At 66.0% G+C, this 25,035-nt stretch carries 20 protein-coding genes and 3 rRNA genes; 13 read left to right on the forward strand and 10 right to left on the reverse strand.

The window, feature by feature from the left end:
* Positions 1-161: 161 nt before the first annotated feature.
* The 3 genes from OIE13_RS00005 (at position 162) to rrf (ending at position 5,408) form a co-directional block, all read left to right on the forward strand.
* Positions 162-1,685: ribosomal RNA gene (locus OIE13_RS00005) — 16S ribosomal RNA — on the forward strand.
* A 408-nt stretch (positions 1,686-2,093) separates the two neighbouring features.
* Positions 2,094-5,220, forward strand: a 23S ribosomal RNA gene (locus tag OIE13_RS00010).
* Between the two features lie 71 nt (positions 5,221-5,291).
* A 5S ribosomal RNA gene (gene rrf / locus OIE13_RS00015) occupies positions 5,292-5,408 on the forward strand.
* The 16S, 23S and 5S rRNA genes sit together here, the layout of an rRNA operon.
* Positions 5,409-5,620: 212 nt before the next feature.
* Here the strand turns inward: rrf and OIE13_RS00020 are convergent.
* A complete protein-coding gene (locus OIE13_RS00020) occupies positions 5,621-6,088 on the reverse strand; it encodes an Lrp/AsnC family transcriptional regulator (RefSeq protein WP_326644393.1) in 468 nt (155 codons plus the stop codon).
* A gap of 131 nt (positions 6,089-6,219) precedes the next feature.
* Here OIE13_RS00020 and OIE13_RS00025 point away from each other — a divergent pair, with 131 nt between their 5' ends.
* Positions 6,220-7,113: a phenylalanine 4-monooxygenase gene (locus OIE13_RS00025; RefSeq protein WP_326644391.1), complete on the forward strand. Its 894-nt coding sequence runs from the start codon at positions 6,220-6,222 to the stop codon at positions 7,111-7,113.
* Positions 7,114-7,241: 128 nt separating this feature from the next.
* Positions 7,242-8,255 carry a serine hydrolase gene (locus tag OIE13_RS00030; protein WP_326644389.1) on the forward strand — a complete coding sequence of 338 codons (1,014 nt, stop codon included), beginning with the start codon at positions 7,242-7,244 and terminating at the stop codon, positions 8,253-8,255.
* A gap of 32 nt (positions 8,256-8,287) precedes the next feature.
* Here the strand turns inward: OIE13_RS00030 and OIE13_RS00035 are convergent, their stop codons facing one another.
* The 6 genes from OIE13_RS00035 to hisN form a co-directional block, all read right to left on the reverse strand.
* Positions 8,288-9,007 carry a response regulator transcription factor gene (locus tag OIE13_RS00035; RefSeq protein WP_326644387.1) on the reverse strand — a complete coding sequence of 240 codons (720 nt, stop codon included), beginning with the start codon at positions 9,005-9,007 and terminating at the stop codon, positions 8,288-8,290.
* Between the two features lie 19 nt (positions 9,008-9,026).
* Entirely contained in the window at positions 9,027-9,845 is an 819-nt protein-coding gene (pstB, locus tag OIE13_RS00040; RefSeq protein ID WP_326646890.1) for a phosphate ABC transporter ATP-binding protein PstB, read from the reverse strand.
* Positions 9,846-9,882: 37 nt separating this feature from the next.
* The gene (pstA, locus tag OIE13_RS00045; RefSeq protein ID WP_326644385.1) at positions 9,883-10,773 is read right to left on the reverse strand and encodes a phosphate ABC transporter permease PstA; all 891 of its coding nucleotides are present in this window, start codon (positions 10,771-10,773) and stop codon (positions 9,883-9,885) included.
* Positions 10,773-11,714, reverse strand: a complete 942-nt coding sequence (gene pstC / locus OIE13_RS00050) for a phosphate ABC transporter permease subunit PstC (protein ID WP_326644384.1) — start codon at positions 11,712-11,714, stop codon at positions 10,773-10,775. Before pstC ends, pstA begins: the two co-directional genes overlap by 1 nt.
* Positions 11,714-12,712, reverse strand: coding sequence for a PstS family phosphate ABC transporter substrate-binding protein (locus tag OIE13_RS00055; RefSeq protein ID WP_326829365.1), 999 nt, complete (start codon positions 12,710-12,712; stop codon positions 11,714-11,716). The genes pstC and OIE13_RS00055 overlap by 1 nt, the downstream gene beginning before the upstream one ends.
* A 456-nt stretch (positions 12,713-13,168) precedes the next feature.
* Positions 13,169-13,972 carry a histidinol-phosphatase gene (gene hisN, locus OIE13_RS00060; RefSeq protein WP_326644382.1) on the reverse strand — a complete coding sequence of 268 codons (804 nt, stop codon included), beginning with the start codon at positions 13,970-13,972 and terminating at the stop codon, positions 13,169-13,171.
* 139 nt (positions 13,973-14,111) lie between these two features.
* On the opposite strand from hisN, the gene OIE13_RS00065 reads away from it, so the two are divergent.
* Complete coding sequence (locus OIE13_RS00065; RefSeq protein WP_326644379.1) at positions 14,112-14,570, forward strand: DUF4442 domain-containing protein; 459 nt, start codon at positions 14,112-14,114, stop codon at positions 14,568-14,570.
* A 195-nt stretch (positions 14,571-14,765) separates the two neighbouring features.
* On the opposite strand, the gene rsgA is transcribed toward OIE13_RS00065, so the two are convergent.
* Positions 14,766-15,818 carry a ribosome small subunit-dependent GTPase A gene (rsgA, locus tag OIE13_RS00070; RefSeq protein ID WP_326646889.1) on the reverse strand — a complete coding sequence of 351 codons (1,053 nt, stop codon included), beginning with the start codon at positions 15,816-15,818 and terminating at the stop codon, positions 14,766-14,768.
* A 73-nt stretch (positions 15,819-15,891) separates the two neighbouring features.
* Entirely contained in the window at positions 15,892-17,169 is a 1,278-nt protein-coding gene (gene aroA, locus OIE13_RS00075; protein WP_326644377.1) for a 3-phosphoshikimate 1-carboxyvinyltransferase, read from the reverse strand.
* Between the two features lie 175 nt (positions 17,170-17,344).
* On the opposite strand from aroA, the gene OIE13_RS00080 reads away from it, so the two are divergent.
* Entirely contained in the window at positions 17,345-18,073 is a 729-nt protein-coding gene (locus OIE13_RS00080; RefSeq protein ID WP_326644375.1) for an SOS response-associated peptidase, read from the forward strand.
* Between the two features lie 351 nt (positions 18,074-18,424).
* The gene (locus OIE13_RS00085; protein WP_326644373.1) at positions 18,425-18,757 is read left to right on the forward strand and encodes a TraR/DksA C4-type zinc finger protein; all 333 of its coding nucleotides are present in this window, start codon (positions 18,425-18,427) and stop codon (positions 18,755-18,757) included.
* Positions 18,758-18,763: 6 nt separating this feature from the next.
* Here OIE13_RS00085 and OIE13_RS00090 read toward each other — a convergent pair whose 3' ends face one another.
* Complete coding sequence (locus tag OIE13_RS00090) at positions 18,764-19,504, reverse strand: class I SAM-dependent methyltransferase (protein ID WP_326644371.1); 741 nt, start codon at positions 19,502-19,504, stop codon at positions 18,764-18,766.
* A 356-nt stretch (positions 19,505-19,860) separates the two neighbouring features.
* On the opposite strand from OIE13_RS00090, the gene OIE13_RS00095 reads away from it, so the two are divergent.
* From OIE13_RS00095 to OIE13_RS00115, 5 genes are all read left to right on the forward strand, one after another.
* Entirely contained in the window at positions 19,861-20,397 is a 537-nt protein-coding gene (locus OIE13_RS00095) for a sigma-70 family RNA polymerase sigma factor (protein ID WP_245651911.1), read from the forward strand.
* Positions 20,398-20,461: 64 nt separating this feature from the next.
* Positions 20,462-20,728, forward strand: a complete 267-nt coding sequence (gene rsrA, locus OIE13_RS00100) for a mycothiol system anti-sigma-R factor (protein WP_326644368.1) — start codon at positions 20,462-20,464, stop codon at positions 20,726-20,728.
* A gap of 253 nt (positions 20,729-20,981) precedes the next feature.
* Entirely contained in the window at positions 20,982-21,926 is a 945-nt protein-coding gene (locus OIE13_RS00105) for an NAD-dependent epimerase/dehydratase family protein (protein WP_326644366.1), read from the forward strand.
* Between the two features lie 423 nt (positions 21,927-22,349).
* Positions 22,350-23,705, forward strand: coding sequence for an HD-GYP domain-containing protein (locus OIE13_RS00110; protein ID WP_326829366.1), 1,356 nt, complete (start codon positions 22,350-22,352; stop codon positions 23,703-23,705).
* Positions 23,702-24,982 (forward strand): HD-GYP domain-containing protein, encoded by a 1,281-nt coding sequence (locus OIE13_RS00115; protein ID WP_326644362.1) that lies wholly within the window; start codon positions 23,702-23,704, stop codon positions 24,980-24,982. The genes OIE13_RS00110 and OIE13_RS00115 overlap by 4 nt, the downstream gene beginning before the upstream one ends.
* Positions 24,983-25,035: the final 53 nt, after the last annotated feature.

Consider the following 25,035-nt stretch of genomic DNA (forward strand, 5'->3'; position numbering starts at 1 on the left):
TGTACGCGTCCGTTTCTTGAGAACTCAACAGTGTGTTAAAAGCCAGTGCATGAAGCACAACCCTGTCCGACCTGCCCTTTGGGGTGGGAGGACGGATTCCTTTGGTTGAACATCCATCATGTGAGATGGGTGCTTTCAGCCGGGAGCAACTGTTCAGACATTGTTTGGAGAGTTTGATCCTGGCTCAGGACGAACGCTGGCGGCGTGCTTAACACATGCAAGTCGAGCGGAAAGGCCCTTCGGGGTACTCGAGCGGCGAACGGGTGAGTAACACGTGAGTAACCTGCCCCTGACTCTGGGATAAGCCCGGGAAACTGGGTCTAATACCGGATACGACACCTCCCGGCATCGGGTGGGTGTGGAAAGTTTTTCGGTTGGGGATGGACTCGCGGCCTATCAGCTTGTTGGTGGGGTAACGGCCTACCAAGGCGACGACGGGTAGCCGGCCTGAGAGGGCGACCGGCCACACTGGGACTGAGACACGGCCCAGACTCCTACGGGAGGCAGCAGTGGGGAATATTGCGCAATGGGCGAAAGCCTGACGCAGCGACGCCGCGTGGGGGATGACGGCCTTCGGGTTGTAAACCTCTTTCAGCAGGGACGAAGTTGACGTGTACCTGCAGAAGAAGCGCCGGCTAACTACGTGCCAGCAGCCGCGGTAATACGTAGGGCGCAAGCGTTGTCCGGAATTATTGGGCGTAAAGAGCTCGTAGGTGGCTTGTCACGTCGGGTGTGAAAGCTTGGGGCTTAACTCCAGGTCTGCATTCGATACGGGCTGGCTAGAGGTAGGTAGGGGAGAACGGAATTCCTGGTGTAGCGGTGAAATGCGCAGATATCAGGAGGAACACCGGTGGCGAAGGCGGTTCTCTGGGCCTTACCTGACGCTGAGGAGCGAAAGCGTGGGGAGCGAACAGGATTAGATACCCTGGTAGTCCACGCTGTAAACGTTGGGCGCTAGGTGTGGGGACCTTCCACGGTTTCCGCGCCGTAGCTAACGCATTAAGCGCCCCGCCTGGGGAGTACGGCCGCAAGGCTAAAACTCAAAGGAATTGACGGGGGCCCGCACAAGCGGCGGAGCATGTTGCTTAATTCGACGCAACGCGAAGAACCTTACCAAGGCTTGACATCGCCCGGAAACACTCAGAGATGGGTGCCTCTTCGGACTGGGTGACAGGTGGTGCATGGCTGTCGTCAGCTCGTGTCGTGAGATGTTGGGTTAAGTCCCGCAACGAGCGCAACCCTTGTTCAATGTTGCCAGCACGCTCCTTCGGGGGTGGTGGGGACTCATTGGAGACTGCCGGGGTCAACTCGGAGGAAGGTGGGGATGACGTCAAGTCATCATGCCCCTTATGTCTTGGGCTGCAAACATGCTACAATGGCCGGTACAGAGGGTTGCGATACCGTGAGGTGGAGCGAATCCCTAAAAGCCGGTCTCAGTTCGGATTGGGGTCTGCAACTCGACCCCATGAAGTCGGAGTCGCTAGTAATCGCAGATCAGCAACGCTGCGGTGAATACGTTCCCGGGCCTTGTACACACCGCCCGTCACGTCACGAAAGTCGGCAACACCCGAAGCCCGTGGCCCAACCAGCTTGTCTGGGGGGAGCGGTCGAAGGTGGGGCTGGCGATTGGGACGAAGTCGTAACAAGGTAGCCGTACCGGAAGGTGCGGCTGGATCACCTCCTTTCTAAGGAGCATCGGCTGCGGTCGTCTTCGGGTGGTCGTGGTTCAGGTCGTGTCTGCAGGCGTATGTTCTGCACACGGCGCGCTCATTAGTGGAGCGCTGGCTATTCGGTTCGGCGGGATCGCTGATCGGTTAGTACCGCCTTGGTTCTTCGGAGCCGGGGAGTGGGAACGGCGGTTGCGGGGTTTCGCTGGGGTGAACACACTGTTGGGTCCTGAGGAAACGGACTTTGAGGTGGGCCCGCTTGCGGCGGGCTTGCTGTCTGTTTGGGCCTCATGCGGGACCGATCATCTGTCATACCGGCTCGTTCGTGGCGCACCGTGGGTGCGACCCGGGTGGGTGTTGGTGGCGGGTCTGGTCTGGTCGCTGTTTGTTGTTTGAGATTTGCATAGTGGACGCGAGCATCTTTGTGGCCAAGTTTTTTAGGGCACACGGTGGATGCCTTGGCATCAGGAGCCGATGAAGGACGTGGGAGGCTGCGTTAAGCCCCGGGGAGTCGCCAACCAGACTTTGATCCGGGGATGTCCGAATGGGGAAACCTAGCACCAGTCATGTGGTGTTGCCTCCGCCTGAATGTATAGGGCGGTTGGTGGTAACGCGGGGAAGTGAAACATCTCAGTACCCGTAGGAAGAGAAAACAAATAGTGATTCCGTGAGTAGTGGTGAGCGAAAGCGGATCAGGCTAAACCGTAGGCGTGTGATAGCCGGCAGGCGTTGCGTTTACGGGGTTGTGGGACCCTCTGGGAGGGGCTGCCGTTCCTCCGGACAGTAAGAAATCCTTTCGATAGCCGAAGCTTCTGGGAAGTGGCGCCGTAGACCGTGAGAGTCGGGTAGGCGAAATCGGTTGGACTGTTGGAGGGGATCCCAAGTAGCACGGGGCCCGAGAAATCCTGTGTGAATCTGCCAGGACCACCTGGTAAGCCTAAATACTCCCTGATGACCGATAGTGAACAAGTACCGTGAGGGAAAGGTGAAAAGCGCCCCGGTGAGGGGTCGTGAAATAGTACCTGAAACCGTGTGCCTACAAGCCGTAGGAGCGTAAACATTCTTCGGAGTGTTTGTGATGTGACTGCGTGCCTTTTGAAGAATGAGCCTGCGAGTTATGGTGTGTGGCGAGGTTAACCCGTGTGGGGGAGCCGTAGCGAAAGCGAGTCTGAATAGGGCGTTTGAGTCGCATGCTGTAGACCCGAAGCGGAGTGATCTAGGCATGGGCAGGTTGAAGCGCGGGTAAGACCGCGTGGAGGACCGAACCCACCAGGGTTGAAAACCTGGGGGATGACCTGTGTTTAGGGGTGAAAGGCCAATCAAACTCCGTGATAGCTGGTTCTCCCCGAAATGCATTTAGGTGCAGCGTTGCGTGTTTCTTGCCGGAGGTAGAGCACTGGATGGCTAATGGGCCCGACAAGGTTACTGACGTCAGCCAAACTCCGAATGCCGGTAAGTGAGAGCGCAGCAGTGAGACTGCGGGGGATAAGCTCCGTAGTCGAGAGGGAAACAGCCCAGACCACCGACTAAGGCCCCTAAGCGTGTGCTAAGTGGGAAAGGATGTGGAGTCGCAGTGACAACCAGGAGGTTGGCTTAGAAGCAGCCATCCTTGAAAGAGTGCGTAATAGCTCACTGGTCAAGTGATTCTGCGCCGACAATGTAGCGGGGCTCAAGTACACCGCCGAAGTCGTGGCATTCACACATGTATCCGAGCCTTTGTGGTTTAGGTGTGTGGATGGGTAGGGGAGCGTCGTGCGGCCGGTGAAGCAGCGGAGTGATCCAGCTGTGGAGGCTGTGCGAGTGAGAATGCAGGCATGAGTAGCGAATCAGAAGTGAGAAACTTCTGCGCCGGATGACCAAGGGTTCCTGGGGCAGGCTAATCCGCCCAGGGTAAGTCGGGACCTAAGGCGAGGCCGACAGGCGTAGTCGATGGACAACGGGTTGATATTCCCGTACCCGCTACGATGCGCCAATACTGAATCCAGTGATACTAAGGGTCCTTAACCCCTCCGAGCCTTCGGGTTTGGGGTGAGGGTGAACGCCTGGCCTGAATTGGTAGTAGGTAAGCGATGGGGTGACGCAGGAAGGTAGCCCAGCCCAGGCGATGGTAGTCCTGGGGTAAGCATGTAGGGAGGATCGTAGGTAAATCCGCGGTCCATGTATCCTGAGATGTGATGCCGAGCCGATTGTGGCGAAGTGGGTGATCCTATGCTGCCGAGAAAAGCCTCTAGTGAGTGTCGTGGCGGCCCGTACCCTAAACCGACTCAGGTGGTCAGGTAGAGAATACTAAGGCGATCGGGTGAACTGTGGTTAAGGAACTCGGCAAATTGCCCCCGTAACTTCGGGAGAAGGGGGGCCTTCGCTGGTGATGAGTCTTGCACTCTGAGCTGGTGGGGGTCGCAGAGGCCAGGGGGAAGCGACTGTTTACTAAAAACACAGGTCCGTGCGAAGTCGTAAGACGATGTATACGGACTGACGCCTGCCCGGTGCTGGAACGTTAAGGGGACCGGTTAGTCGCACGTGTGTGGCGAAGCTGAGAACTTAAGCGCCAGTAAACGGCGGTGGTAACTATAACCATCCTAAGGTAGCGAAATTCCTTGTCGGGTAAGTTCCGACCTGCACGAATGGCGTAACGACTTCCCCGCTGTCTCAACCGCAGACCCGGCGAAATTGCACTACGAGTAAAGATGCTCGTTACGCGCAGCAGGACGGAAAGACCCCGGGACCTTCACTATAGCTTGACATTGGCGTTTGGAACGTCTTGTGTAGGATAGGTGGGAGACGGTGAAGCTATCACGCTAGTGGTGGTGGAGTCATTGGTGAAATACCACTCTGGTCGTTTTGAACGTCTAACTTCGGTCCGTGATCCGGATCAGGGACAGTGTCTGGTGGGTAGTTTAACTGGGGCGGTTGCCTCCTAAAGAGTAACGGAGGCGCCCAAAGGTTCCCTCAGCCTGGTTGGCAATCAGGTGTCGAGTGTAAGTGCACAAGGGAGCTTGACTGTGAGACCGACGGGTCGAGCAGGAGCGAAAGCTGGGACTAGTGATCCGGCGGTGGCATGTGGAAGCGCCGTCGCTCAACGGCTAAAAGGTACCCCGGGGATAACAGGCTGATCTTCCCCAAGAGTCCATATCGACGGGATGGTTTGGCACCTCGATGTCGGCTCGTCGCATCCTGGGGCTGGAGTAGGTCCCAAGGGTTGGGCTGTTCGCCCATTAAAGCGGCACGCGAGCTGGGTTTAGAACGTCGCGAGACAGTTCGGTCCCTATCCGCTGCGCGCGCAGGAGACTTGAAAGGAGCTGTCCCTAGTACGAGAGGACCGGGACGGACGAACCTCTGGTGTGCCAGTTGTTCCGCCAGGAGCACGGCTGGTTGGCTACGTTCGGAAGGGATAACCGCTGAAAGCATCTAAGCGGGAAGCTCGCCTTGAGATGAGGTCTCCCACCCTGTGAGGGGGTAAGGCTCCCGGTAGACGACCGGGTTGATAGGCTGGAAGTGGAAGCGCAGTAATGTGTGGAGCTGACCAGTACTAATAGGCCGAGGACTTGACCTCAAAGCATTTTTTGCTCGCGTCCACTAGGCAATTCTGAGACAGCAAACAGTGGTTTGTGTGTTTCATAGTGTTACGGCGGTTATGGCGAAGGGGAAACACCCGGTTACATTCCGAACCCGGAAGTTAAGCTCTTCAGCGCCGATGGTACTGCACCGGGGACGGTGTGGGAGAGTAGGTCGCCGCCGGACAATTTTTCATGTGAGGGCCCTCACCATTCGTGGTGGGGGCCTTCGTGTTTTCCGGGAGGTTTTCCTCCGAGGCGCTGCTCACCGGTGTCTGCCGGGGGCGCTCCACGCGGGCTGGGATCGTGTGACCTCCGGCGTCGCACGCTCGCCATCGTCTTCGACGGCCTCAGGGGGCCTGCGGGCCCGTCGATGATGTGCCGTCGCCCGGCGATGGGTCAGGTGTCGGCTGCGGCGTGGAGCAGGGGCTCGATCCGGTAGGGGACCTGGATGGAGAGGGCGATCGTGGTGTCGGTCCGCTGTACCGCGGGGGAGGCCAGGATGCGAGCGATGATCTCCTGGAGGTCGGGGGTGCTGCGCGCGACCACGCGACAGAGCAGGTCGGCCTGACCGCTGGTGCCGTAGACCTCCAGGATCTCGGGAAGAGGCTCCAGTGCCCGTACGGCCTCTTCCAGCCGGCCCTGGGCGATCTGTAGCGAGACGAATGCCAAGATCGGGTACCCGGCGCCCTCGGGGGCGACGGTGGGGCCGAAATCGGAGATGACGCCGCGGGCGGTCAGCTTCTCGACGCGGGCCTGAACGGTGCCCCGGGCCACGCCGAGCAGGCGGGCCAACTCGGTCAGGCCGATGCGCGGGTGGGCGCGCATGGTGACCAGGAGGCGGCAGTCCAACTCGTCGATAGACATCTCATCAGGATGTCAGCAGACTGGGCGGTTCGACCAGCGTAAGCGAGGTATGACCATACATTTCTGTGCGGATCGCCCAGCAATGCTGGCCGCTCTTGTCAATGTTTCCAGAAATTGCTGTCATTTCATATATGTTCGAGGAAGCGCAGTACTTCGCACCGGTGGCGACACGTGACGACGGCACGATCGAGGTCCAACTCGGTGCCGGTCATCCGGGTTTCGCCGATCCGGTCTACCGTGCGCGCCGCAACGCGATCGCGGCACTCGCCGTGGGGTACGTGCCTGGTACGCCGATCCCGACGGCCGAGTACACCGCACAGGAGCACGAGGTGTGGGCGCTGGTCAGCCGGGAACTCAGCCTGAAGCACCACAAATACGCCACCGTCGAGTATCTGGCCGCGACCGAGCGGCTTGGACTGCCCGCCGAGCGCATCCCGCAGCTCCAGGAGGTCAGCGATCTGCTGGAGCCACTGACCGGATTCCGCTATGTGCCGGCCGCCGGGCTGGTGCCGCTCAGAGATTTCTACGGTGTTCTGGCGGATGGGCTATTCCACTCCACGCAGTACATCCGGCACCACTCCACGCCGCTGTACACGCCGGAGCCCGACGTGATCCACGAGGTGATCGGGCACGCCAACGCGCTGGCCTCCGACCGCTACTCGCGGCTCTACCGGCTGGCCGGGCAGGCGGCGCGGAGGGTCGAGGGCTCCGAGGCGCTGGAGTTCATCTCAAAGGTCTTCTGGTTCACGATGGAGTTCGGCGTCATGACGGACCAGGGTGAGCTGCGGGCGTACGGTGCGGGCATCCTGTCCTCCTACGGGGAGATCGAGGAGTTCCGGGGCATGGACATCCGGCCGCTGGACGTCGCCGCTATGGGCACCACGCACTACGACATCACGAAATATCAGGATGTTCTCTTCCGAGCGGAGTCGCTGAAGCACCTCGAAGACGTCGTCGGCGAGTTCTGGGCGACCTGCGACGACGAGAGCATCGCCCGGCTAATCACCAAGGTTTCCCAAGGGTAGGTGCGGGTTCAGCGCGACATTTCAAGGCGCACGTCCTGTTTCTGGCTAGATTCGGCTTCATCGTCTTCTTAGTACCTGTTGTGGGATATATCCCGATCGTCACGTAATGGGGGAGACGGTTGGGGTGGATGATGAGAGCCAGGCATCGGGTGGTCGCGGCCGCCGTCCTGCTGGTCACCGCGCAGGCCACCGCCTGCAGCACGTGCCAGGGCCTGACGCCGGTGAGCATCTCCTCCCCGACACCGTCCCCCTGGCGGCAGGCGGCACCGGCGTCGGTGCCCCCTCCTGTGGGGCCGTTCCTGGCAGCGGCTCCTGCGCCCACCTTCCCCGGCACCACGGCGCTCAGGGCTCCGGGGCGGACGGGGTCCACCGGCTCGCCGAGGATCGTCTCCGGGAAGCTCACGCACACCCTCGACGGGTTTCTCGGCAGGTACGGCGGCGGCCGGACCACCGCCTCGGTGCGCGATCTGACCACGGGCAGGAACTACCACTACCACCGCGCCCTGCGACTACCGACGGCCAGCGCCTCCAAGGTGAGCATCCTGACGGCGCTGCTGCTCGAGACGAGGTGGCGTGAGCTCGGTGATCGGGCCAGGTCCGACGCGAGGCATATGATCCGCTTCGGCGACGACGGAGCCGCCGACCGGCTGTATGAGCGGATCGGTCTGGAGCCGGGCATGACCAGTGCGAACCGCAAGCTCGGCCTCAGGCGTACCCACACCCCCGGCGGGCGGTGCGCGGACCCGAGCTGCTGGGGCGCCACGCAGAGCACAGCCGAGGACCAGGTCCGGTTGGTCAAGGCGTTGGCCACGGGCAAGAGCCCGCTGGCCCCCGCGGAACGCCGGCGGGTGCTCGGGCTGATGGAGAGGGTGACTCCCGACCAGAAGTGGGGGATCAGCGCGGGGGCGTGCGAGAGCGACCAGGTGGCGCTGAAGAACGGCTGGCTGCGGCACGCGTCGAACGGGCACTGGGCGGTCGTCAGCGCAGGACTGATCCGCGGGCACGGGCATGACTACGCGGTGGCGGTCCTCACCGAGGACAGCCCGAGCATGAGTGCGGGCATCACCAAGGTCGAGGGCGTGGCCGCGCGAGTCATGGACGCCTTCAGGGGCGAACACGGCTGCGAGACGGGCGCGAGCTGAGTGGCGGGCGCGCGTTTCGCGGTGGGTACGCGTTACGGGGTCCTGTCGACCAGCCGGTAGCCCACCCCTCGCACGGTCTGGATCAGTTGGTCGTCGGTGTCGCCCAGACGCGCGCGGAGGCGCTTGACGTGCACCGCGATGGTGTTGGTCGAGGCGGTGTCCGTGGAGTTCCAGACATGCCGCATGATCTGTTCCCGCGTCACGGTGCGGTGTGCGTTACGCATCAGATAGTGCAGCAGCTCGAACTCGCGCAGCGGCAGGTGGATGATCCGGCCGCCGACCGTGACCTGGTAGGCGTTGATGTCGAGCTCCACCTTGCCGACCACGAGTACCCTGCGGGCCCCGGGCTCGCCGGTGAACGCGGCGTGAACCAGGGGCAGTAGCTCGGGCACCCGGTAGGGCCGGGCCACGCACGCGGTGGCCCCGGCCGCCAGCGCCTGAACGGCCTGCTGGGCGTGTCCCTCGCCCACGCCCAGCAGGACGGGTATCGCCCGCGTCAGCCGTACCGCGCGGACGAACTCCACAGCCCCCAGGACCGGTAGTGAGGCGCTGACGAGAACGACGTCGGGCCGTAGCGCCCCGGCCTGCAGGAGGGCCTGGGCGCCGTCGGTGACGCCCGTGACCCGCACCCCTTCGCGTTCCAGGGCCGCGGACAGGTCATGGACCATGGCCGCCTCCGGATCGGCCACCAACAGGATGGGCGCCGTCCGTCTGTCCCCTTCCACCTCTGGTGCCGTCTGCGGCTGGAGCACCCGGATCCTCCAATGTGGGTCAGCCGAAGCGACCTGTGATGTAGTCCTCGGTCCGCTTGTCACTGGGGTTGGTGAAAATGCGGCTGGTCTCGTCGAACTCCACCAGGCGGCCGTGCCGCACGCCGGCTTCGTCCACCTCGGCGGTGAAGAAGGCAGTACGGTCGGAGACGCGGGCGGCCTGCTGCATGTTGTGGGTGACGATGACGATCGTGTAGTCGCGCGTCAGCTCCTGCATCAGGTCTTCGATCTTGGTGGTCGCGATCGGGTCCAGGGCCGAGCAGGGCTCGTCCATCAGGATGACGTCGGGCTTCACCGCGATCGCCCTGGCGATGCACAGACGCTGCTGCTGTCCGCCGGACAGGGAGAGCGCGTTCTGCTTGATCTTGTCCTTGACCTCGTCCCAGAGTGCCGCCTTGGTCAGCGCCTCCTCGACGATCTCGTCCATGTTGCCCTTGATCCCGTTGACCCGGGGACCGTAGGCGATGTTGTCGTAGATCGACTTGGGGAAGGGGTTCGGCTTCTGGAAGACCATGCCGATCCGGCGGCGGACCTCGATCGGGTCCACGTGGTCGCCGTACAGGTTCTCGTCGTGGTAGAGGATCTCGCCGACCGCGCGGGCGCCGGGGATCAGGTCGTTCATCCGGTTGAAGCAGCGGAGCACCGTGCTCTTGCCGCAGCCGGACGGGCCGATCATGGCCGTGATCTCACGGTTGCCGATGGTCAGGTCGACCCCTCGTACCGCCTCGTAGTCACCGTAGAAAACGCTGAGGTTGGAGACGGTGAAGACCGGGTCGAGGGCCTCGATGGTGCGGGGGACTTCGGGGCCGCGCACGTTCACGTTCGGCACGGAAATTCCAATCTCAGACATTCTTACCTCACCAGCGCTTCTGGTAGCGGTTACGGAGCCAGATGGCGACGGAGTTCATCAGGAGCAGGATCGCCAGCAGGATCACGATCGCCGCGGAGGCGAGGATACTGAATTCCTCCTGGGGGCGGCTGATGAAGCTGTAGATCTGTAGCGGCAGGACGGTGAAACTACTCCAGATGCCCTCGGGGTTGAACCGGACCAGCGTCGCGGCGCCGAGCATCAGGAACGGGGCGGCCTCGCCGATCGCACGGGAGAGGGCCAGGATCGAGCCCGTCGCGATGCCCGGGATCGACGCCGGGAGCACCTGGCGGTAGATGGTCTGCCACTGGGTCGCGCCCAGCGCCAGCGAGCCCTCGCGGATCGACGGGGGCACCGCACGGATGGCCTCACGGGCGGAGATGATGACGATGGGCAGTACGAGCAGCGAGATGGTGACCGCGCCGGTCATGACCGTGAAGCCGAACTGCAGCCAGCGGGCGATGATGCCCAGGCCGAGGATGCCGTAGACGATCGAGGGAACGGCCGCCAGGTTGGAGATGTTCAGCTCGATCAGCTTGTTGTACCACTTGGTCCTGTCGGCGTACTCCTCAAGATAGATCGCCGCGAGGATCCCGGTGGGCAGGGCCATGACCGCGGTCAGCGCGATGATCCACAGGGTGCCGAGAATGCCCGACTGGATGCCGGAGGTCTCCGGGCGGCGGATCGAGGGCTGGTTCTCCCAGAGCATCGAGTTGAGCCGAGGCCAGCCCTTCTCGACGACGTAGAACAGCAGCATGGCCAGGAACGCGAGAGCGATCGCGAGACTGGCCAGCAGCGCTATACGGAAGAGGTGCTCCTTGAGCGGGCGTCCCTTGCTCGCCAGTTGCACGGCCGAGCGCGGGGTGGAGAGGATGGCCATCAGTCGTAGACCTCGCGATACTTCTGGACCATGCGGGCGCTGAGGTAGTTCATCGCGAAGGTGATCACGAAGAGCAGGGAACCCACCGCGAAGATGGTCTTGTAGGCGATCGAGCCGACCGAGGCGTCGCCGGAGCCAGCCTGGGCGATGAAGGCCGCCATCGTGGACATCTCGTTGCCCGGGTAGAGCGTGAAGACGGACTTGAACCCGCCCGCGATCGCAACGATCATCGTCTCGCCCGCGGCCCGGGAGATCGCCAGGATGACGGCGGCGACGATGCCGGAGAACGCGGCGGGGACGACGACGCGCACCGAGGTGAGCATCTTGGAGGCACCGAGGGCGTACGAGCCCTCGCGCAGGCCGTTCGGCACCGCGGCCATCGAGTCCTCCGACAGCGACGCGACGATCGGGATGATCATCACGCCGACCAGGAGACCGGCGGCGAGCGCGTTCTTGGCCTCCAGGTCAAGGAAGGGGAAGAGGTCCTTGAGCAGCGGTGTGACGAAGGTGAGGGCGAAGAATCCGAAGACCACCGTCGGAACGCCCGCGAGGACCTCCAGCACCGGCTTGAAGATCTTGCGGGTCCTGCGGGAGGCGTACTCCGACAGGTAGATCGCCGCGGCCAGGCCGAGCGGCACGGCGACCACGATGGCGATGAAGGTGATCTCCACGGTCGCGACGATGAGCGGCCAGACGCCGAACGCGGGCGGGTTGAACAGCGGTCCCCAGTCGGTGGACCCGAAGAACTCGCCGATGCTCACCGAGGCGAAGAACTCGACGGTCGGTTCGAGGAGCGCGATGACGATGCCGATCGTGGTCGCCACCGACACCATCGCCGCGGTCAGCAGAACGGCCTTGACCACGAACTCGCCGTAACGCGGGCGCGACCGCGCCAGGGACCCCTGGGCCCCTGGAACGGTCGCGCGATGCTGTGCCGACATCAGCCGGCGCTCTTCAGCGACGTGATGTCAGCCTTGAGCTTGGCCTCCTGCTCGGCGTTCAGCGGGATGAACTTGGCGTCCTTGGCGATCGCGTTGATGTTGGACGCGTAGTAGTCGAGGAAGGCCGCGACCTCGGGCCGCTTCACCGCGACGGCGGAGGGGTAGATGAACAGCGGGCGGGCGAGCGGGGTGTACTTGCCGCCCTGGGCCGCCTCGACGCTCGGGGCCACGCAGCCGCTGCCCGAGTCGATCTCCACGGCCTTCAGCTTGTCGACGTTCTCCTCGAAGTAGGTGAAGCCGAAGTAGCCCAGGCCACCCTTGGCGCCCGAGACACCGGTGACGATGTCGTTGTCGTTCTCGCTCGGGCTGTAGTCCTTGCGGCTGGCACCCTCCTCACCGTTGATCTCGTCGGTGAAGTAGTCGAAGGTGCCGGAGTCGGTGCCGGGACCGTAGAGCTTGAGCTCCTCGGCCGGGAACTTGGCGTCGACGTCCTTCCAGGTCTTGACCTTGCCCTCGGCCGCCGGCTCCCACATCTTCTTGAGCTGGTCGGTGGTCAGGCAGGTGACCCAGTCGTTCTCCTTGGAAACCACGACGGTCAGTGCGTCGGTCGCCACTGTGAGCTCGGTGAACGTGATGCCCTTCGCCTCGCAGGCCGCCTTCTCCTCGTCCTTGATCGCGCGGGAGGCGTTCGAGATGTCGGTCTCGCCTGCGCAGAACTTCTCAAAGCCGCCGCCGGTGCCCGAGGTGCCGACCGGCACCTTCACCTGCGGCTGCTCCTCGCCGAAGAGCTCGGAGGCGGCCTGGGTGAGGGGAGCCACGGTGCTGGAACCGTCGATCTTGACCTCGCCGCTCAGAGCCGCGCCCGCCTCGGTGGCGGGGGCGGCGGACGAGGTGCTGCCGTCGCTGCTGGGCTTGGCGTCGCCACCGCATGCGGCCGCGAGCGAAACGACGAGCGCGGCCGTCGCCACCGCGCTGAGGCGGCGCTGTCCACTGGTCACGGTTATGTTCCTTCTCCGTAGTGAGATCCGTTCTCGATGTCTTCGATGAAACTGTGGCAAGGTGAACGGAAGTGAAACGAGCAGTGACCGGCACCGGAAGAGGTAAGCCCACAGATGTGAATACCTGGGCTTTGCCGGGAGTTTCGTCTTGGCTTGCACTCCCGCGCAGCCGATAGGCCGCCCTTTGGGGCGTTTTAGCCGGAATGTGACCTGGTAGGCAGGGAGGCGTCAGCACATCATCGCTTCCGGCCGAGGCCCTCGCGGGCGTGTCGCTCCGTTCACCTTCCCGACATCCCTCCGGAAGGCGAGCGGAGCTGACCTTGGGCCGAGCACACGGGGCTGACCTCAGGCTGACCTTGGGCCGGGCGCATGGGTACGGCGAGTATCCAGGTGTCTTGGTGACGGCGACGGACGTGTGTGGAAGGCCGGACGGCCGTGCGGGGTCGTGAAGGGGGACTACACGGGGAGGGTGACCGGTCCGCTGCCGAGGCGCTCGAGGACCTTGGCGTGCAGGGGGCCGTTGCTGCACAGCAGGCTGCCACCGTCGATGTCGGGGACGCCCGACAGATCGGTCCAGATGCCGCCGGCCTCCTCGATGATCACGGTCAGCGCCGCGATGTCCCAGGGGGAGAGTTCGGGCTCCGCCGACACGTCGACCGCGCCCTCGGCGACCATCATGTGTGACCAGAAGTCACCGTAGGCACGGCTGCGCCAGACGGAACGGTTCAGGCCGAGGAACGCGTCGAGCTTCCCGGCCTCCTCCCAGCCGCCCAGGCTGGAGTAGGAGAACGACGCGTCCTCCAGGTAGGCGACGGAGGAGACCTGGCAGCGCGTGGCCTTGGTGAGGCTCTTGCCGGTCCAGGCGCCGCTGTCACGAGCGGCCCACCAGCGGCGGCCGAGCGCGGGGGCCGAGACCAGGCCCACGACGACGCGGCCCTGGTCCACCAGGGCGATGAGCGTGGCCCAGACGGGCACTCCGCGCACGTAGTTCTTGGTGCCGTCGATCGGGTCGATGATCCACGAGCGCTCGCCGTAGCCGCTCTTGCCGAACTCCTCGCCGATGATGGTGTCGCGAGGCCGGGCCCGGCCGAGGGTCGCGCGGATCGCCTGCTCGGTCGCCTGGTCGGCGTCGCTCACCGGCGTGAGATCAGGCTTGTTCTCCACCCGCAGGTCCAGAGCCTTGAACCGACGCATGGTCAGATCGTCGGCCGTGTCGGCCATGACGTGCGCGAGGCGAAGATCGTCGTTGTAACCCGTCACGGATGCCAACGTTATCGCGTCGGTGACCGAATTGAGGAGAGTAGGGGGCAAGGGGAACAATCGTGTCGCGTTCCATCGGTCGATGGAGGAACACGGGTCATCCGTTGGCACCGTGGTTACCAGTGAGTAGCATTCTGGCATGACCTTTGATGTGGGCGATTTCATGCTGCAGAGCGTGCCGTTCGCCAGGACGCTGGACATCTCCTTCGACAAGGTGGAGCCGGGTTTCGCCATCGCCCGCCTGGCGGACCGGGCCGAACTGCACAACCACATGGGCGGCCCGCACGCCGGCGTCCTGTTCAGCGTCGCCGAGACCGCCTCCGGGGCCGCCATGCTCGCGGCCTTCGGTGACCGGTTGTCGCGGGCGACCCCGCTGGCGGTGAACGCGACGATCCGCTACGTCAAGCTCGCGAGGGGCGAGGTCGTCGCGGAGGCCCGCCTCCAGGCGTCCCGAGAGGAGGTCGTGGCCAAGCTGGACGCGGGAGAACGTCCTGAGTTCGACATCACCGTCGAGATCAGGACCGCGGACGGCACTCTCGTATCCGAGATGACCGTCGCCTGGACGTTGCGTATCAATGGCGACGCCGGCGCGCGTTGATGGCGACGCCGGCGTGTGTTGTTGGCGACGCCGGCGCGTCGCGGTTCGGCCGCTGGGATCCGGCTCCTTCCCTCGTCGAGGGAGGCCGCTCGTTCCTCGCAACCTCCCTCTCCTCAGTCCAGTCCCCGGCGCGGCCTCACGGGTAGTCCTTCGGGGGGCGTCTTAGGCACGTCCTCCATGACGCTTCTGGGGGGCCTAGTCGTCGTCGGGGGCACCTTCGCGGCTGGCGAGGAGGCGGCGTAGGGAGGTCAGGCGGGCCTGGTCGGCGTGGCCGGCGGCTACCCAGGCATCCAGGGCGCACTCCTCGGAGAGGTGGTTGCAGCCCTTCGGGCACTGGACGGTGCCCTCGACCAGGTCGGGGAAGCCCGCCAGGACCGTTTCCACCGAGACATGGGCCAGACCAAAGCTGCGGACCCCGGGGGTGTCGATGATCCAGCCACTCTCCGGCAGTTCAATGGCGACGGCGGAGGTGGAGGTGTGACGGCCCCGGCCGGTCACCGCGTTCACGTGCGAGACGGCCCGGTTGGCATCCGGCACCAGGGCGTTGACCAGGGTGGACTTACCCACCCCCGAATGGCCGACGAGCACGCTGATCCGGCCCCTGAGGCGCTCCCGCACCTCTGCCAGGCCGCCGCCCTTGGAGACCACCAGGTACGGCACGCCGAGGGGGTCGTACAGCGAGACCAGCTCGTCGGGCGAGGCGAGGTCTGACTTGGTGAGGCAGAGCAGCGGCTCGATATCGGCGTCGAAGGCCGCCACCAGCATCCGATCGATCATGCGGGGCCGGGGCGGCGGATCGGCCAGGGCCGTCACGATGACGAGTTGGTCGGCGTTGGCGACCACGGGCCGCTCGATGCCGTCTGTGTTGTCGGTGTCGTCCGCGGAGCGGCGGAGCATGGAGACGCGGGGCTCCACCCGCACGACGCGAGCCAGCGTGTCGGCCATGCCGGAGACGTCGCCCACCAGGGCCACCCGGTCGCCGACCACGATTCCCTTGCGGCCCAGCTCGCGGGCCTTCATCGCGACCACGACCCGGCCGCTCATCGAGGCGCCCGCAGCCTGGTCCTTCTTGCGGCGGCGCCCCCGCTCGCCCGCCGACTCGACCAGGCACGTGTAGCGCCCGCGGTCGACGGCGACCACGAACGCCGGGATCGCGTCCTCATGGGCAGGACGGATCCGGGTCCTGGGCCGGGACCCCTTCCCCGGCCTGACCCTGACGTCGTCCTCGTCGTACTCGCGCTTTCTCAGTTTCTCCGCCTTGTCCGGCCCGGTGCGCCCCCGAGAAGGGCCGCGACTACCGGGCCTGCCGGCCGGTCGCCCCTCACCGCGCGCCGCGCAGCATGTCCGCCCACATGGAGGCGAACTCGGGGAGGGTTTTACCCGTGGTGGCGATGTCCTCCACCTCGACGCCGGGCACGGCCAGTCCGATGACCGCTCCGGCGGTGGCCATCCGGTGGTCGGCGTAGGAGTGGAACACGCCGCCGGTGAGCGGTCGGGGCCGGATCTCCAGGCCGTCCTCGGTCTCGTTCGCGTCGCCGCCGAGACCGTTGATCTCCGCGACCAGAGCGGCCAGCCGGTCGGTCTCGTGCCCGCGGATGTGGGCGACACCGCTGATCCTGCTGGGGGAGTCGGCGAGAGCGGCCAGCGCGGCGATCGTCGGGGTCAGCTCGGCCACGTCGCGCAGGTCCGCCTCGATTCCGGTGATCCGTCCGGTACCGGTGACCGCCAGCCCCTCAGCCGTGTGCTCCACCGAGGCGCCCATGTCGGCCAGCAGCGTGCGCAGCTGGTCACCCGGCTGAGTCGTCCGCGCGGGCCAGTCGGGAATGGTGACCGTGCCGCCTGTCACCATGGCGGCGGACAGGAACGGTGCCGCATTGGACAGGTCGGGCTCCACCGTGAAGTCCCTCGCCCCGATGGGGCCGGGCTCGACCCGCCAGACGTCCGGCTCGGAGTCGTCCACCACGACGCCGAACTCGCGCAGCATCTGAACGGTCATCTGGATGTGCGGCTGCGAGGGGATCGGCGGGCCGTCGTGGCGTACCGTCACGCCCTTCTCGAAGCGTGCGGCGGTCAGCAGCAGGCCGGAGAGGAACTGCGAGGAGCCCGACGCGTCGAGCCTGACCTCGCCGCCGGTCAGCGGGCCCCTGATGGTGAAAGGCAGTGCGTCACCTGTCACCTCGGCGCCAAGGGCGCGCAGCGCGCGGAGGATCGGGCCCATCGGGCGCTTGCGCGCGTGCGGGTCGCCGTCGAAGAACACTTCACCCCTGGCCAGTGCCGCCATGGGCGGCACGAAGCGCATGACCGTGCCCGCCAGTCCCACGTCGATGTGGGCGCCGCCGGTGACGGGGCCGGGCGTGATCGCCCAGTCGACGCCGGAGGCGCTCTCGTTGGAGGGGGTCATCGTCGCGCCCAGTGCCCGCAGCGCGTCCGCCATCAGGTCGGCGTCACGGCTGCGCAGCGCCAGCCGTACCGTGCCGGGTCCCTCGGCCAGTGCGGCGAGCAGTAGCGCGCGGTTGGTCACGGACTTCGACCCGGGCAGGGGAACGGTCGCGCGGACGGGTTCGGTCGCGGTCGGTGCGGGCCACAGCGGAGCGGACATGTCCAAAAGCCTAGCTGTGTTGTCGGCGACGCTGCGCGTCGCGGTTCGGCCGCTTAGACCCGGCTCTCCTCAGTCCAGTCCACGGCGCGGCCTCACAGGGCGTCCCTGAGGGGAGAGATCTTGGGTACTTCCCGGTGGGGGCTTCCGGTGTGCTGTGGCGTGGCAAAGTGGAGGTATGTGCGGGAGATACGCGTCTGCGCGGGACAAGCACGAGTTGCTGGAGGAGTTCCAGGTCGAGCTCGATGGGGCTGCCGACGAAGAACTCAGGCCCGACTACAACGTCGCGCCCACGAAACCGGTGTACGCGGTGATGAGCCGGGTGCCGAAGGCCGATCCGGACGGCCGCCCGGTCCGGCAGCTCCGCGTGGTCCGCTGGGGGCTGGTCCCCGCCTGGGCGAAGGACCCGTCCGTCGGCTCGAAGATGATCAACGCACGGGTGGAGACGGTGGCGGAGAAACCCGCCTACCGCAAGGCGTTCGCGGAGCGCAGATGCCTGCTGCCCGCCGACGGGTATTTCGAGTGGGTCGTGCTCGACGAGAAGGACGCCAAGGGCAAACCGAAGAAGCAGCCCTACTTCGTCCGCCCCGCCGACGGCGGTGTGCTGGCCATGGCGGGGCTGTACGAGTTCTGGCGGGACCGTGGCCGGGCCGAGGACGACCCGCTCTCCTGGCTGGTGACCTGTACGATCATCACGACCGATGCCGTGGACGAGGCCGGTGCGGTACACGACCGGATGCCGATGCTGATCGAGCGCGACCGGTGGAGTGAGTGGCTCGACCCGGGAGTGCCCGACGCGCGGGAGTTCCTGATCCCTGCGGGCTCCACGGGGCTGGAGGTCTATCCGGTCTCCACCGCGGTCAACTCGGTACGCAACAACAGCCCCGAGCTCATCGAGCCGATGTAGGAAGCCGATGTAGGAAGGGGAGGGCGGCGGCCGGCCGCCTCTCTGATCTCCACTGCGGTCGGCTCGGCGGGCGACAACAACAGCTCCGAGCTCGTCGAACCGGCGAGGCAGGGGGAGGGCCGCCGCCGGGCGCTCTTCTGAAAACGTTAGTTAATCCGGCGTGACGGGCGCTCTTCTGAAAACGCCGGTTAATCCGGTGTGAAACTTCTGACAAATGGGCATCCGCTGAGGAAAGCGGTGCCTCGTGACGAGTGTGCGAGATCACCGTCGCCAGAGCTCACCCCCTTGCGCCTGACGGGAGAGTCGGGGATCCCTTCACAGGCCGCCCTCGTTTCCCGGAGGTGCGGATTCGTGGATGTCGCGACCGCGCGCGAGCGTCTGAAGAGCATGCTCGCCGAACTCGACCGTTCCATCGGAGTCCTTCGCGGGGATTCACTCGCCGCGCGGGACAGATCCCCTGCGGACGCCGGTTCCGAGTTGACCGACTCCGATCGCGACAGGGCACTGCTGGAGGTGGCCACCCGGCACCGAGGCTCGGTGATCGAGGCGCTCAGGCGGATGGACGAGGGGTGCTACGGACTCTGCGCGGACTGCGCCATGCCCGTCCCGGAGAGCAGGCTGGAGGCGCGCCCCGAGGCCACCCGCTGCGTCCAGTGCCAGTCCAAACGCGACCGCAGACGCTGACCACCGCTAATAGGGCCGGCGGGCGCTGGCGACCAGGTGGATGCCCACCGTGTCGTCGTCTTCGGGGTGGGTGTCCAGTTCGGTGTTGACCAGCCAGGTGAGCGCGCGGGAGTCGGAGGCGAGCACATGGTCGACGGTCGAGGGAGACAGCACCGTGCGTGGCCGTACCCATTCGACCTCCAGGCCCGCCTCGGTGAGCAGCTCGCGGAGCTGGGCGCTGCTGAAGCAGCGGGTGATGCTGCCGTCGGGCCAGGGAACGAGCATGACCTCGCCGGTCTGGCGCAGGTGGGCCCAGTAGTTCTGCTCGGCGAGGATCGCCATCCCCAGCACCAGGGAGTCGACGCAGACCAGCGCCCGGCCGCCGGGACGCAGAACCCTGGCGACATCGTCGATCGCGGACTCGGCCATGAGCTCCACGGACATCGCCCGATCCTCGGCGAGCACGGCGTCCACGCTGCAGTCGGGCAGGAAGCGCAGGTCGTCGGCGCGTACCTGGCTGACCCTGGAGATGTCGTGCAGCGGCTGGTCGTCCGCGGGCCGACGGAAGTCGACCACCTCGATCACCCGGTGTCCCGCCTTCGCCGCCTGGACGGCCCAGCGGCCGTTGCCGCAGGACATGTCGAGGACGGTGGAGGGGGTTTCCGGCAGCCATCGGCCCAGTTGCTCGGCCGCGACCGCGTGATAGAAGGTCCAGTACGGCCCGAGCGCACCTGAGCCGTTCAGCTCTTCGGCCGGGATGGGCAGCACAAGCAGCTCCTGGCGTCGGGAGGATCCGGTGGTCTTTTGATTACCTGCCGGTACGTAACTTCTTTTCCCCGTACCGGGTTGTTCGTCACCTTCTATCTTGCGGGAACAGATGGCCGGACGAGCGTGTTGCAAGCGGACAACGCACGATCCTTTCGGAGGTTGGCAAACAGATGCTCGCCTTGATCGAACCCGTCACCCGCCCCGGTGATCGGGCCATCCCCGTTGAGCGGGTATCCTCCGCTCAGTACGGTGTCCCGCGTCAACAGGACTCCGGCGATCTTAAGGGGGTGGGTCCGGTCCCTGCGACAGACGAGGAGACTCTGGAGCAGCGGAGCACACGGTTCGAGCGGGATGTCATGCCCTATCTCGACCAGCTCTACTCTGCCGCACTTCGGATGACCCGGAACCCCGCGGACGCCGAGGACCTTCTTCAGGAGACCTTCGCCAAGGCCTTCGCGTCCTTCCACCAGTTCCAGCAAGGCACGAACCTCAAGGCGTGGCTTTACCGAATCCTGACCAACACCTTCATCAACAGTTACCGCAAGAAGCAGCGGGAGCCCAAGCAGTCAGGCGCGGAGGAGATCGAGGACTGGCAGCTGGCCAGGGCCGAGTCGCACACCTCGGCCGGGCTGAAGTCCGCGGAGGTCGAGGCGCTGGAGCACCTTCCGGACACCGACGTGAAGCGCGCGCTGGCAGCGCTTCCCGAGGAGTTCCGCATCGCGGTCTATCTCGCCGACGTCGAGGGCTTCCCGTACAAGGAGATCGCGGACATCATGGGGACCCCCATCGGGACCGTGATGTCGCGGCTGCACCGTGGCCGTCGCCAGCTGCGGACCCAACTTGAGGACTACGCCCGTGAGCGTGGCCTGGTTCCCGCGGAAGGTGCGAAGTGAGCGAGCGAGACAGGAACGGCGATCCCGCCCCGGCGGCCTCCTCACCCCTGGGCGGGGTGATCGCATGAGCTGTGGCGAGCACCACGACACCGACTGTCGTGAGGTCCTGGACAAGGTCTACACCTACCTGGACGGCGAGCTCGACGAGAGTAACTGCGCGGACATCCGCCAGCACCTGGACGAGTGCCACCCCTGCCTGGAGGAGTACGGCCTGGAGCAGGTCGTCAAGCAACTCGTCGCCAAGCACTGCGGCTGCGAGCACGTCTCGGAAGACCTGCGGGCCAAGGTGCTCAGCCGGATCGACCAGGTACGCTCCGAACTCGCCCACTGACAGTGATGGTGTAGGTGAGTGCCTCCTGGTGGGGGCCGACCCGACTACTGATCGACCTCCCGGGATTTCGGTACGGTCGTGGCCGTCGAGTCCGGCGAGGGCCGCCGGGTTCACCCGGCGGGTGAATCGCTTCCCTGTTATGGTTCCTGGGTTCGAAACGGTCATGGCTTGGCCGTCGGTTCCCTCGGCCGAGGAAACCGGGAAGCCACTCCCCTCGTGGAGCGGAGGAGTCACACGACGATGGGGGTTGCTCATGCGCATACTCGTGACCGGTGGGGCGGGGTTCATCGGATCCACCCTCGTTGACCGGCTGCTGGCCGACGGGCACGAGGTCGCGGTGGTGGACGACCTGTCCGGCGGCGACCGCGGCAACCTGGTCCGCGCCGCGGAGAGCCCCCTGTTCGCCCTGCATGTGATGGACATCCGGGACCCGGCCCTGATCGGCCTGGCTGCCGAGTGGAGACCCGAGGTCGTCTGCCACCTCGCCGCGCAGATCAGCGTGCGCAAGAGCGTGGCCGACCCGGTACACGACGCCAGGCTCAACGTCGAGGGCACCGCGTCGGTCCTGACGGCCGCCCACCACGGTGGCACCCGCAAGGTCGTCTTCGCCTCCTCGGTCGCGGTCTACGGCAGGCCGGCGGTCATTCCGGTCCCCGGCGCCGCGGCGACCGACCCGCGCTCTCCGTACGCGGCCTCCAAGCTCAGCGCGGAGACCTACCTGGCCACGTTCAAGGCGCTGCACGGCATCGACTACACCACGCTGGTGCTCTCCAACGTCTACGGTCCGCGCCAGTCGCCCGACGGCGAGGCGGGGGTGGTCGCCATCTTCACGGACGCGCTGCTCAACGGCACCCCCACGGTGGTGTACGGCGACGGTACCCAGACTCGCGACTACATCTTCGTCGACGACGTGGTCGACGGCTTCGCCCGCGCCTGTGGCACCAAGGGGGGCGGCGGCCGCTTCAACCTGGGCACCGGAGTCGAGACCACCGACCGGAGGCTGCACTCCCTGGTCGCCGCGGCGGCGGGGGCCGTCGACGAGCCGGGTGAGGCGCCGGCCCGTCTGGGAGATCTACCGGCCATGGCCGTCGATCCGGCCCCCGCCCTCGATGGGCTCGGCTGGCGCCCCCAGACAGACCTGGCCGCGGGCCTGAAGGCCACGGTCGACTGGGCGAGGACCAGGAACGCGAGCCTGTAGTACCCGGCGCCCGTTTCGTGGGCTGTCGGCGGGCTCCGCCGTGGCACACTCAGGGCTTGGGGCCGGGGTGCGAGTGGCCGACGGCCTCTCGGGTCTGTGGATTTTCCGGCGCCGGTGACTCCTTCGCTGCACGGAGACGCCGGGCCGACTCAGTAGACCTGGCGGCCTCGAACGTGGGAACCACAGCCGGGAGGCGACCCGTCTGCCGGGTGAAGTCGGCGGTCCCGGCGCCAAACGCGATGTCAATCGGTGATTGGCCGGTTACGCTTTGCTTGTGATTGGCTGTCTTGCCCTCCTGATCTGGTTCGCTTCTGTAGCCTGAGTGCGAAATCGACGTGGAGGCAGCGCATGTTGAAGGAAATGGTCGACCCGGCCCATCCTGGGATCTCCTGGACCTGAACGCGCGCCTTTCGGAACCCTAGGGTGGCCGCTTTGCGTGGACTGCCATGGTTTGCCAAGGTTTATCTGATCCTTGTCATCGGAGCCGCCTTCGTGCTGCTCGGATACAGCGTGGCGGCGGACGGTCGTCTGGATCGGCTCGACTGGTCCAACCTCATGGTGCTGGCCCTGCTGTTCCTGGTGTGCGAGTCGGTGCCCACCCTGCTGAACGTCAAGCAGGCGGCGGTGTCGGTCAGCTTCTCCGCAGTGCTCGCCGCGGTGGTGCTGCTCGGCCCCGAGGGGGCGGCGCTGGTCGGCATGACGGCCATGTTCAGCGTGCGGCCAGGCCTGCCGCTGGTGAAGCGGCTGTTCAACAGCGCCCAGTTCGCCATCTGTGGCTACGTCGCGGGCCGGGTCTACGTGGCGCTCGGCGGCAGGGCCGAGGTGCCCACCGTCGCCGGATTCGACGAGATCATCGTGCCGTTCGCGGGCGCGGCGGCCGTCTTCGTGCCCCTCAACTTCGTCCTGATCGCGTTCGTGCTGACGTTCACGGGCCAGGCCGATCAGGTGCCGCTGCGGGGCCTGGCCCAGTTCATGGTCTCCTACTTCGGTTACGCCACCTTCGGCCTGCTGATCGCGGGGCTGTGGGCCACGGTCAGCTCGATCTCCGCGGTGCTCGTGCTGCTCCCGCTCTTCGTGGCTCGCTGGGCCTTCGGTCAATACTTCGCGCAGCAGCGCTCCTACGACGCCACGATCGCCGCGCTCTGCCAGGCGGTGGAGACCAAGGACTACTACACGCGCGGCCACTGCACCCGCGTCTCCCTGGCCGCAGGAATGATCGCCGAGGAGATCGGCATGGGGTCCGAGCGGTTGCGCGCGATCCGCTACGCCGGAATGCTCCACGACGTGGGCAAGCTGGGCGTGCCGACCAAGGTGCTGCAGAAGGACGGCCCGCTCAGCGAGGAGGAGTTCGCGGCCATCCAGCTCCACCCGATGCGCGGGCTGGAGATCGTGCGCGGCATCGACTTTCTGGACGAGGCGTTCGCCGGGATCATGCACCACCACGAGCGGCAGGACGGCAAGGGCTACCCGATGGGGCTGGCGGGGGACGAGATCCCCGAGTTCGCCAGGATCATCGCGGTGGCCGACGCCTTCGACTCGATGACCTCGGACCGTTCCTACCGCAACGCCCGCCCGCGCGAGGTGGCCATGACCGAGTTGCGCAAGGGGGCCGGCACCCAGTTCGACCCGGTGATGGTCGTCGCGTTCATCAGGGCGGTCGACCGTGACGGCTGGGAGCCGCCGCGCACCGTCGTCACACCCCCGGCCGACGTGGCGGAGACCACCACGAAGGACCACGACGACCCGACCATGCCCATTCAGGTGGTGTCCGAGCGATGAACGGCTCCGGGGTCAACCGGGCTTTCCAGACGCTCGACTCGGGCCAGCTTCTGCTGATCTGCGCGGCGGGCCTCCTGGCGGTGGCCGGGGTGGCCCACACGGCCGCGACAGGGTTGCTCGATCCCCAGATCGCCGTCGCCTTCGGCGCGTTGATCGCGGCAGGGGAACTGGCCAGGCTGACCATGCCCGGCAACAGGGAGGTGGCGCCGATCGGCGCGGCGGCCGCGCTCGGTTACACGCTCCTGCTGGACATGGGCGGCGTTCCCACCCGGCACTCGGCGCTTCAGGTCGTCGCGGTGCTCTCGGTCGGCATGGTCGCCGGGGCACTGCCGCATCTCGCGGTGGGCCGCCCGCCCCGCCTGGACGCGATGGCGCGCAGGCTGCTCACCGGTGCCCTGCTCGCGCTGGCCTACCGGCCGCTGGCCGGGCCACTGTTCGACCTGGCCAGAGACGATGAGAGTGGCTGGTGGCCCGCACTCGGCGTGATGGCCCTGTTCATCCTGCTCATGGTGGTGGCCGACGTGCTGCTGGCCGCCATGCTCCGGGCCGAGCAGGTGCGTGCCGCCTTCAAGGTGGCCGTTCACGACGAGCTGTGGATGGCCGCGCCGCTGGGGGCCGCCGTCGCGGCCTCGGGCATCCTGCTCGCGCTCGCCTCACACAGCATGGACATGGCCGCGCTGCTGGTCTTCGCGGCACCGCTACTGGTCACCCAGGTCGCCTTCCGCAAGTATGCCGGGATCAGGGCCACCTACCTGCAGACCGTACGCGCGCTGTCGCGGGTCACCGAGGTCGGTGGCTACGTCGAGCCGGGGCACTCCCGCCGGGTGAGCCGCCTGGCGGTGGCGGTCGGGCGGGAGCTCGGCACGGCCGAGCCCGAGCTGCTGGAACTCGAATACGCCGCGCTCATGCACGACATCGGTCAGCTGTCGCTGCGCGACCCGATTCCCGGTGGTGCCACGGTCCTCACCGATCCCGAGCAGGCACGGCGCATCGCAGAGCTGGGTGCGGAGGTGATCAGGCAGACCGGGGTGCTGGACCGGGTGGCCGAGATCGTCCGTCGTCAGTGTGACACCTGCGCCGAGATGCCGCCCACGGCCAGCCACATCATCAAGGCGGCCAACGCCTACGACGATCTGGTAGGTGGTTCCAGCGACCGTGACCGGGCCGGTGCCGCGCTGGAGCGGCTCCGTCTCGGCGCGGGCAGGGAGTACGATCCGACGGTCGTCGAGGCGATGGCCAGAGTGATCGACAGGCTGGCCCCGATCCATCGGCTTTAGGCTTCCCCTACAGGTACACGCCGATTCCCGGAGGTTTCCGTCCGCTCACCCTT

Origin of the sequence: Streptosporangium sp. NBC_01810 (assembly GCF_035917355.1) — a bacterium.
GTDB lineage: Bacteria > Actinomycetota > Actinomycetes > Streptosporangiales > Streptosporangiaceae > Streptosporangium.

Coding starts and splice junctions, on each gene's coding strand:
- pstC (WP_326644384.1), bottom strand. CDS start 11,714: ATGTCGGCACAGCATCGCGCGACCGTTCCAGGGGCCCAGGGGTCCCTG.
- aroA (WP_326644377.1), bottom strand. CDS start 17,169: ATGTCCGCTCCGCTGTGGCCCGCACCGACCGCGACCGAACCCGTCCGC.
- OIE13_RS00030 (WP_326644389.1), top strand. CDS start 7,242: ATGATGAGAGCCAGGCATCGGGTGGTCGCGGCCGCCGTCCTGCTGGTC.
- OIE13_RS00095 (WP_245651911.1), top strand. CDS start 19,861: ATGCCCTATCTCGACCAGCTCTACTCTGCCGCACTTCGGATGACCCGG.
- OIE13_RS00025 (WP_326644391.1), top strand. CDS start 6,220: ATGTTCGAGGAAGCGCAGTACTTCGCACCGGTGGCGACACGTGACGAC.
- OIE13_RS00065 (WP_326644379.1), top strand. CDS start 14,112: ATGACCTTTGATGTGGGCGATTTCATGCTGCAGAGCGTGCCGTTCGCC.
- OIE13_RS00105 (WP_326644366.1), top strand. CDS start 20,982: ATGCGCATACTCGTGACCGGTGGGGCGGGGTTCATCGGATCCACCCTC.
- OIE13_RS00020 (WP_326644393.1), bottom strand. CDS start 6,088: ATGTCTATCGACGAGTTGGACTGCCGCCTCCTGGTCACCATGCGCGCC.
- pstA (WP_326644385.1), bottom strand. CDS start 10,773: ATGGCCATCCTCTCCACCCCGCGCTCGGCCGTGCAACTGGCGAGCAAG.
- OIE13_RS00080 (WP_326644375.1), top strand. CDS start 17,345: ATGTGCGGGAGATACGCGTCTGCGCGGGACAAGCACGAGTTGCTGGAG.
- rsrA (WP_326644368.1), top strand. CDS start 20,462: ATGAGCTGTGGCGAGCACCACGACACCGACTGTCGTGAGGTCCTGGAC.
- OIE13_RS00115 (WP_326644362.1), top strand. CDS start 23,702: ATGAACGGCTCCGGGGTCAACCGGGCTTTCCAGACGCTCGACTCGGGC.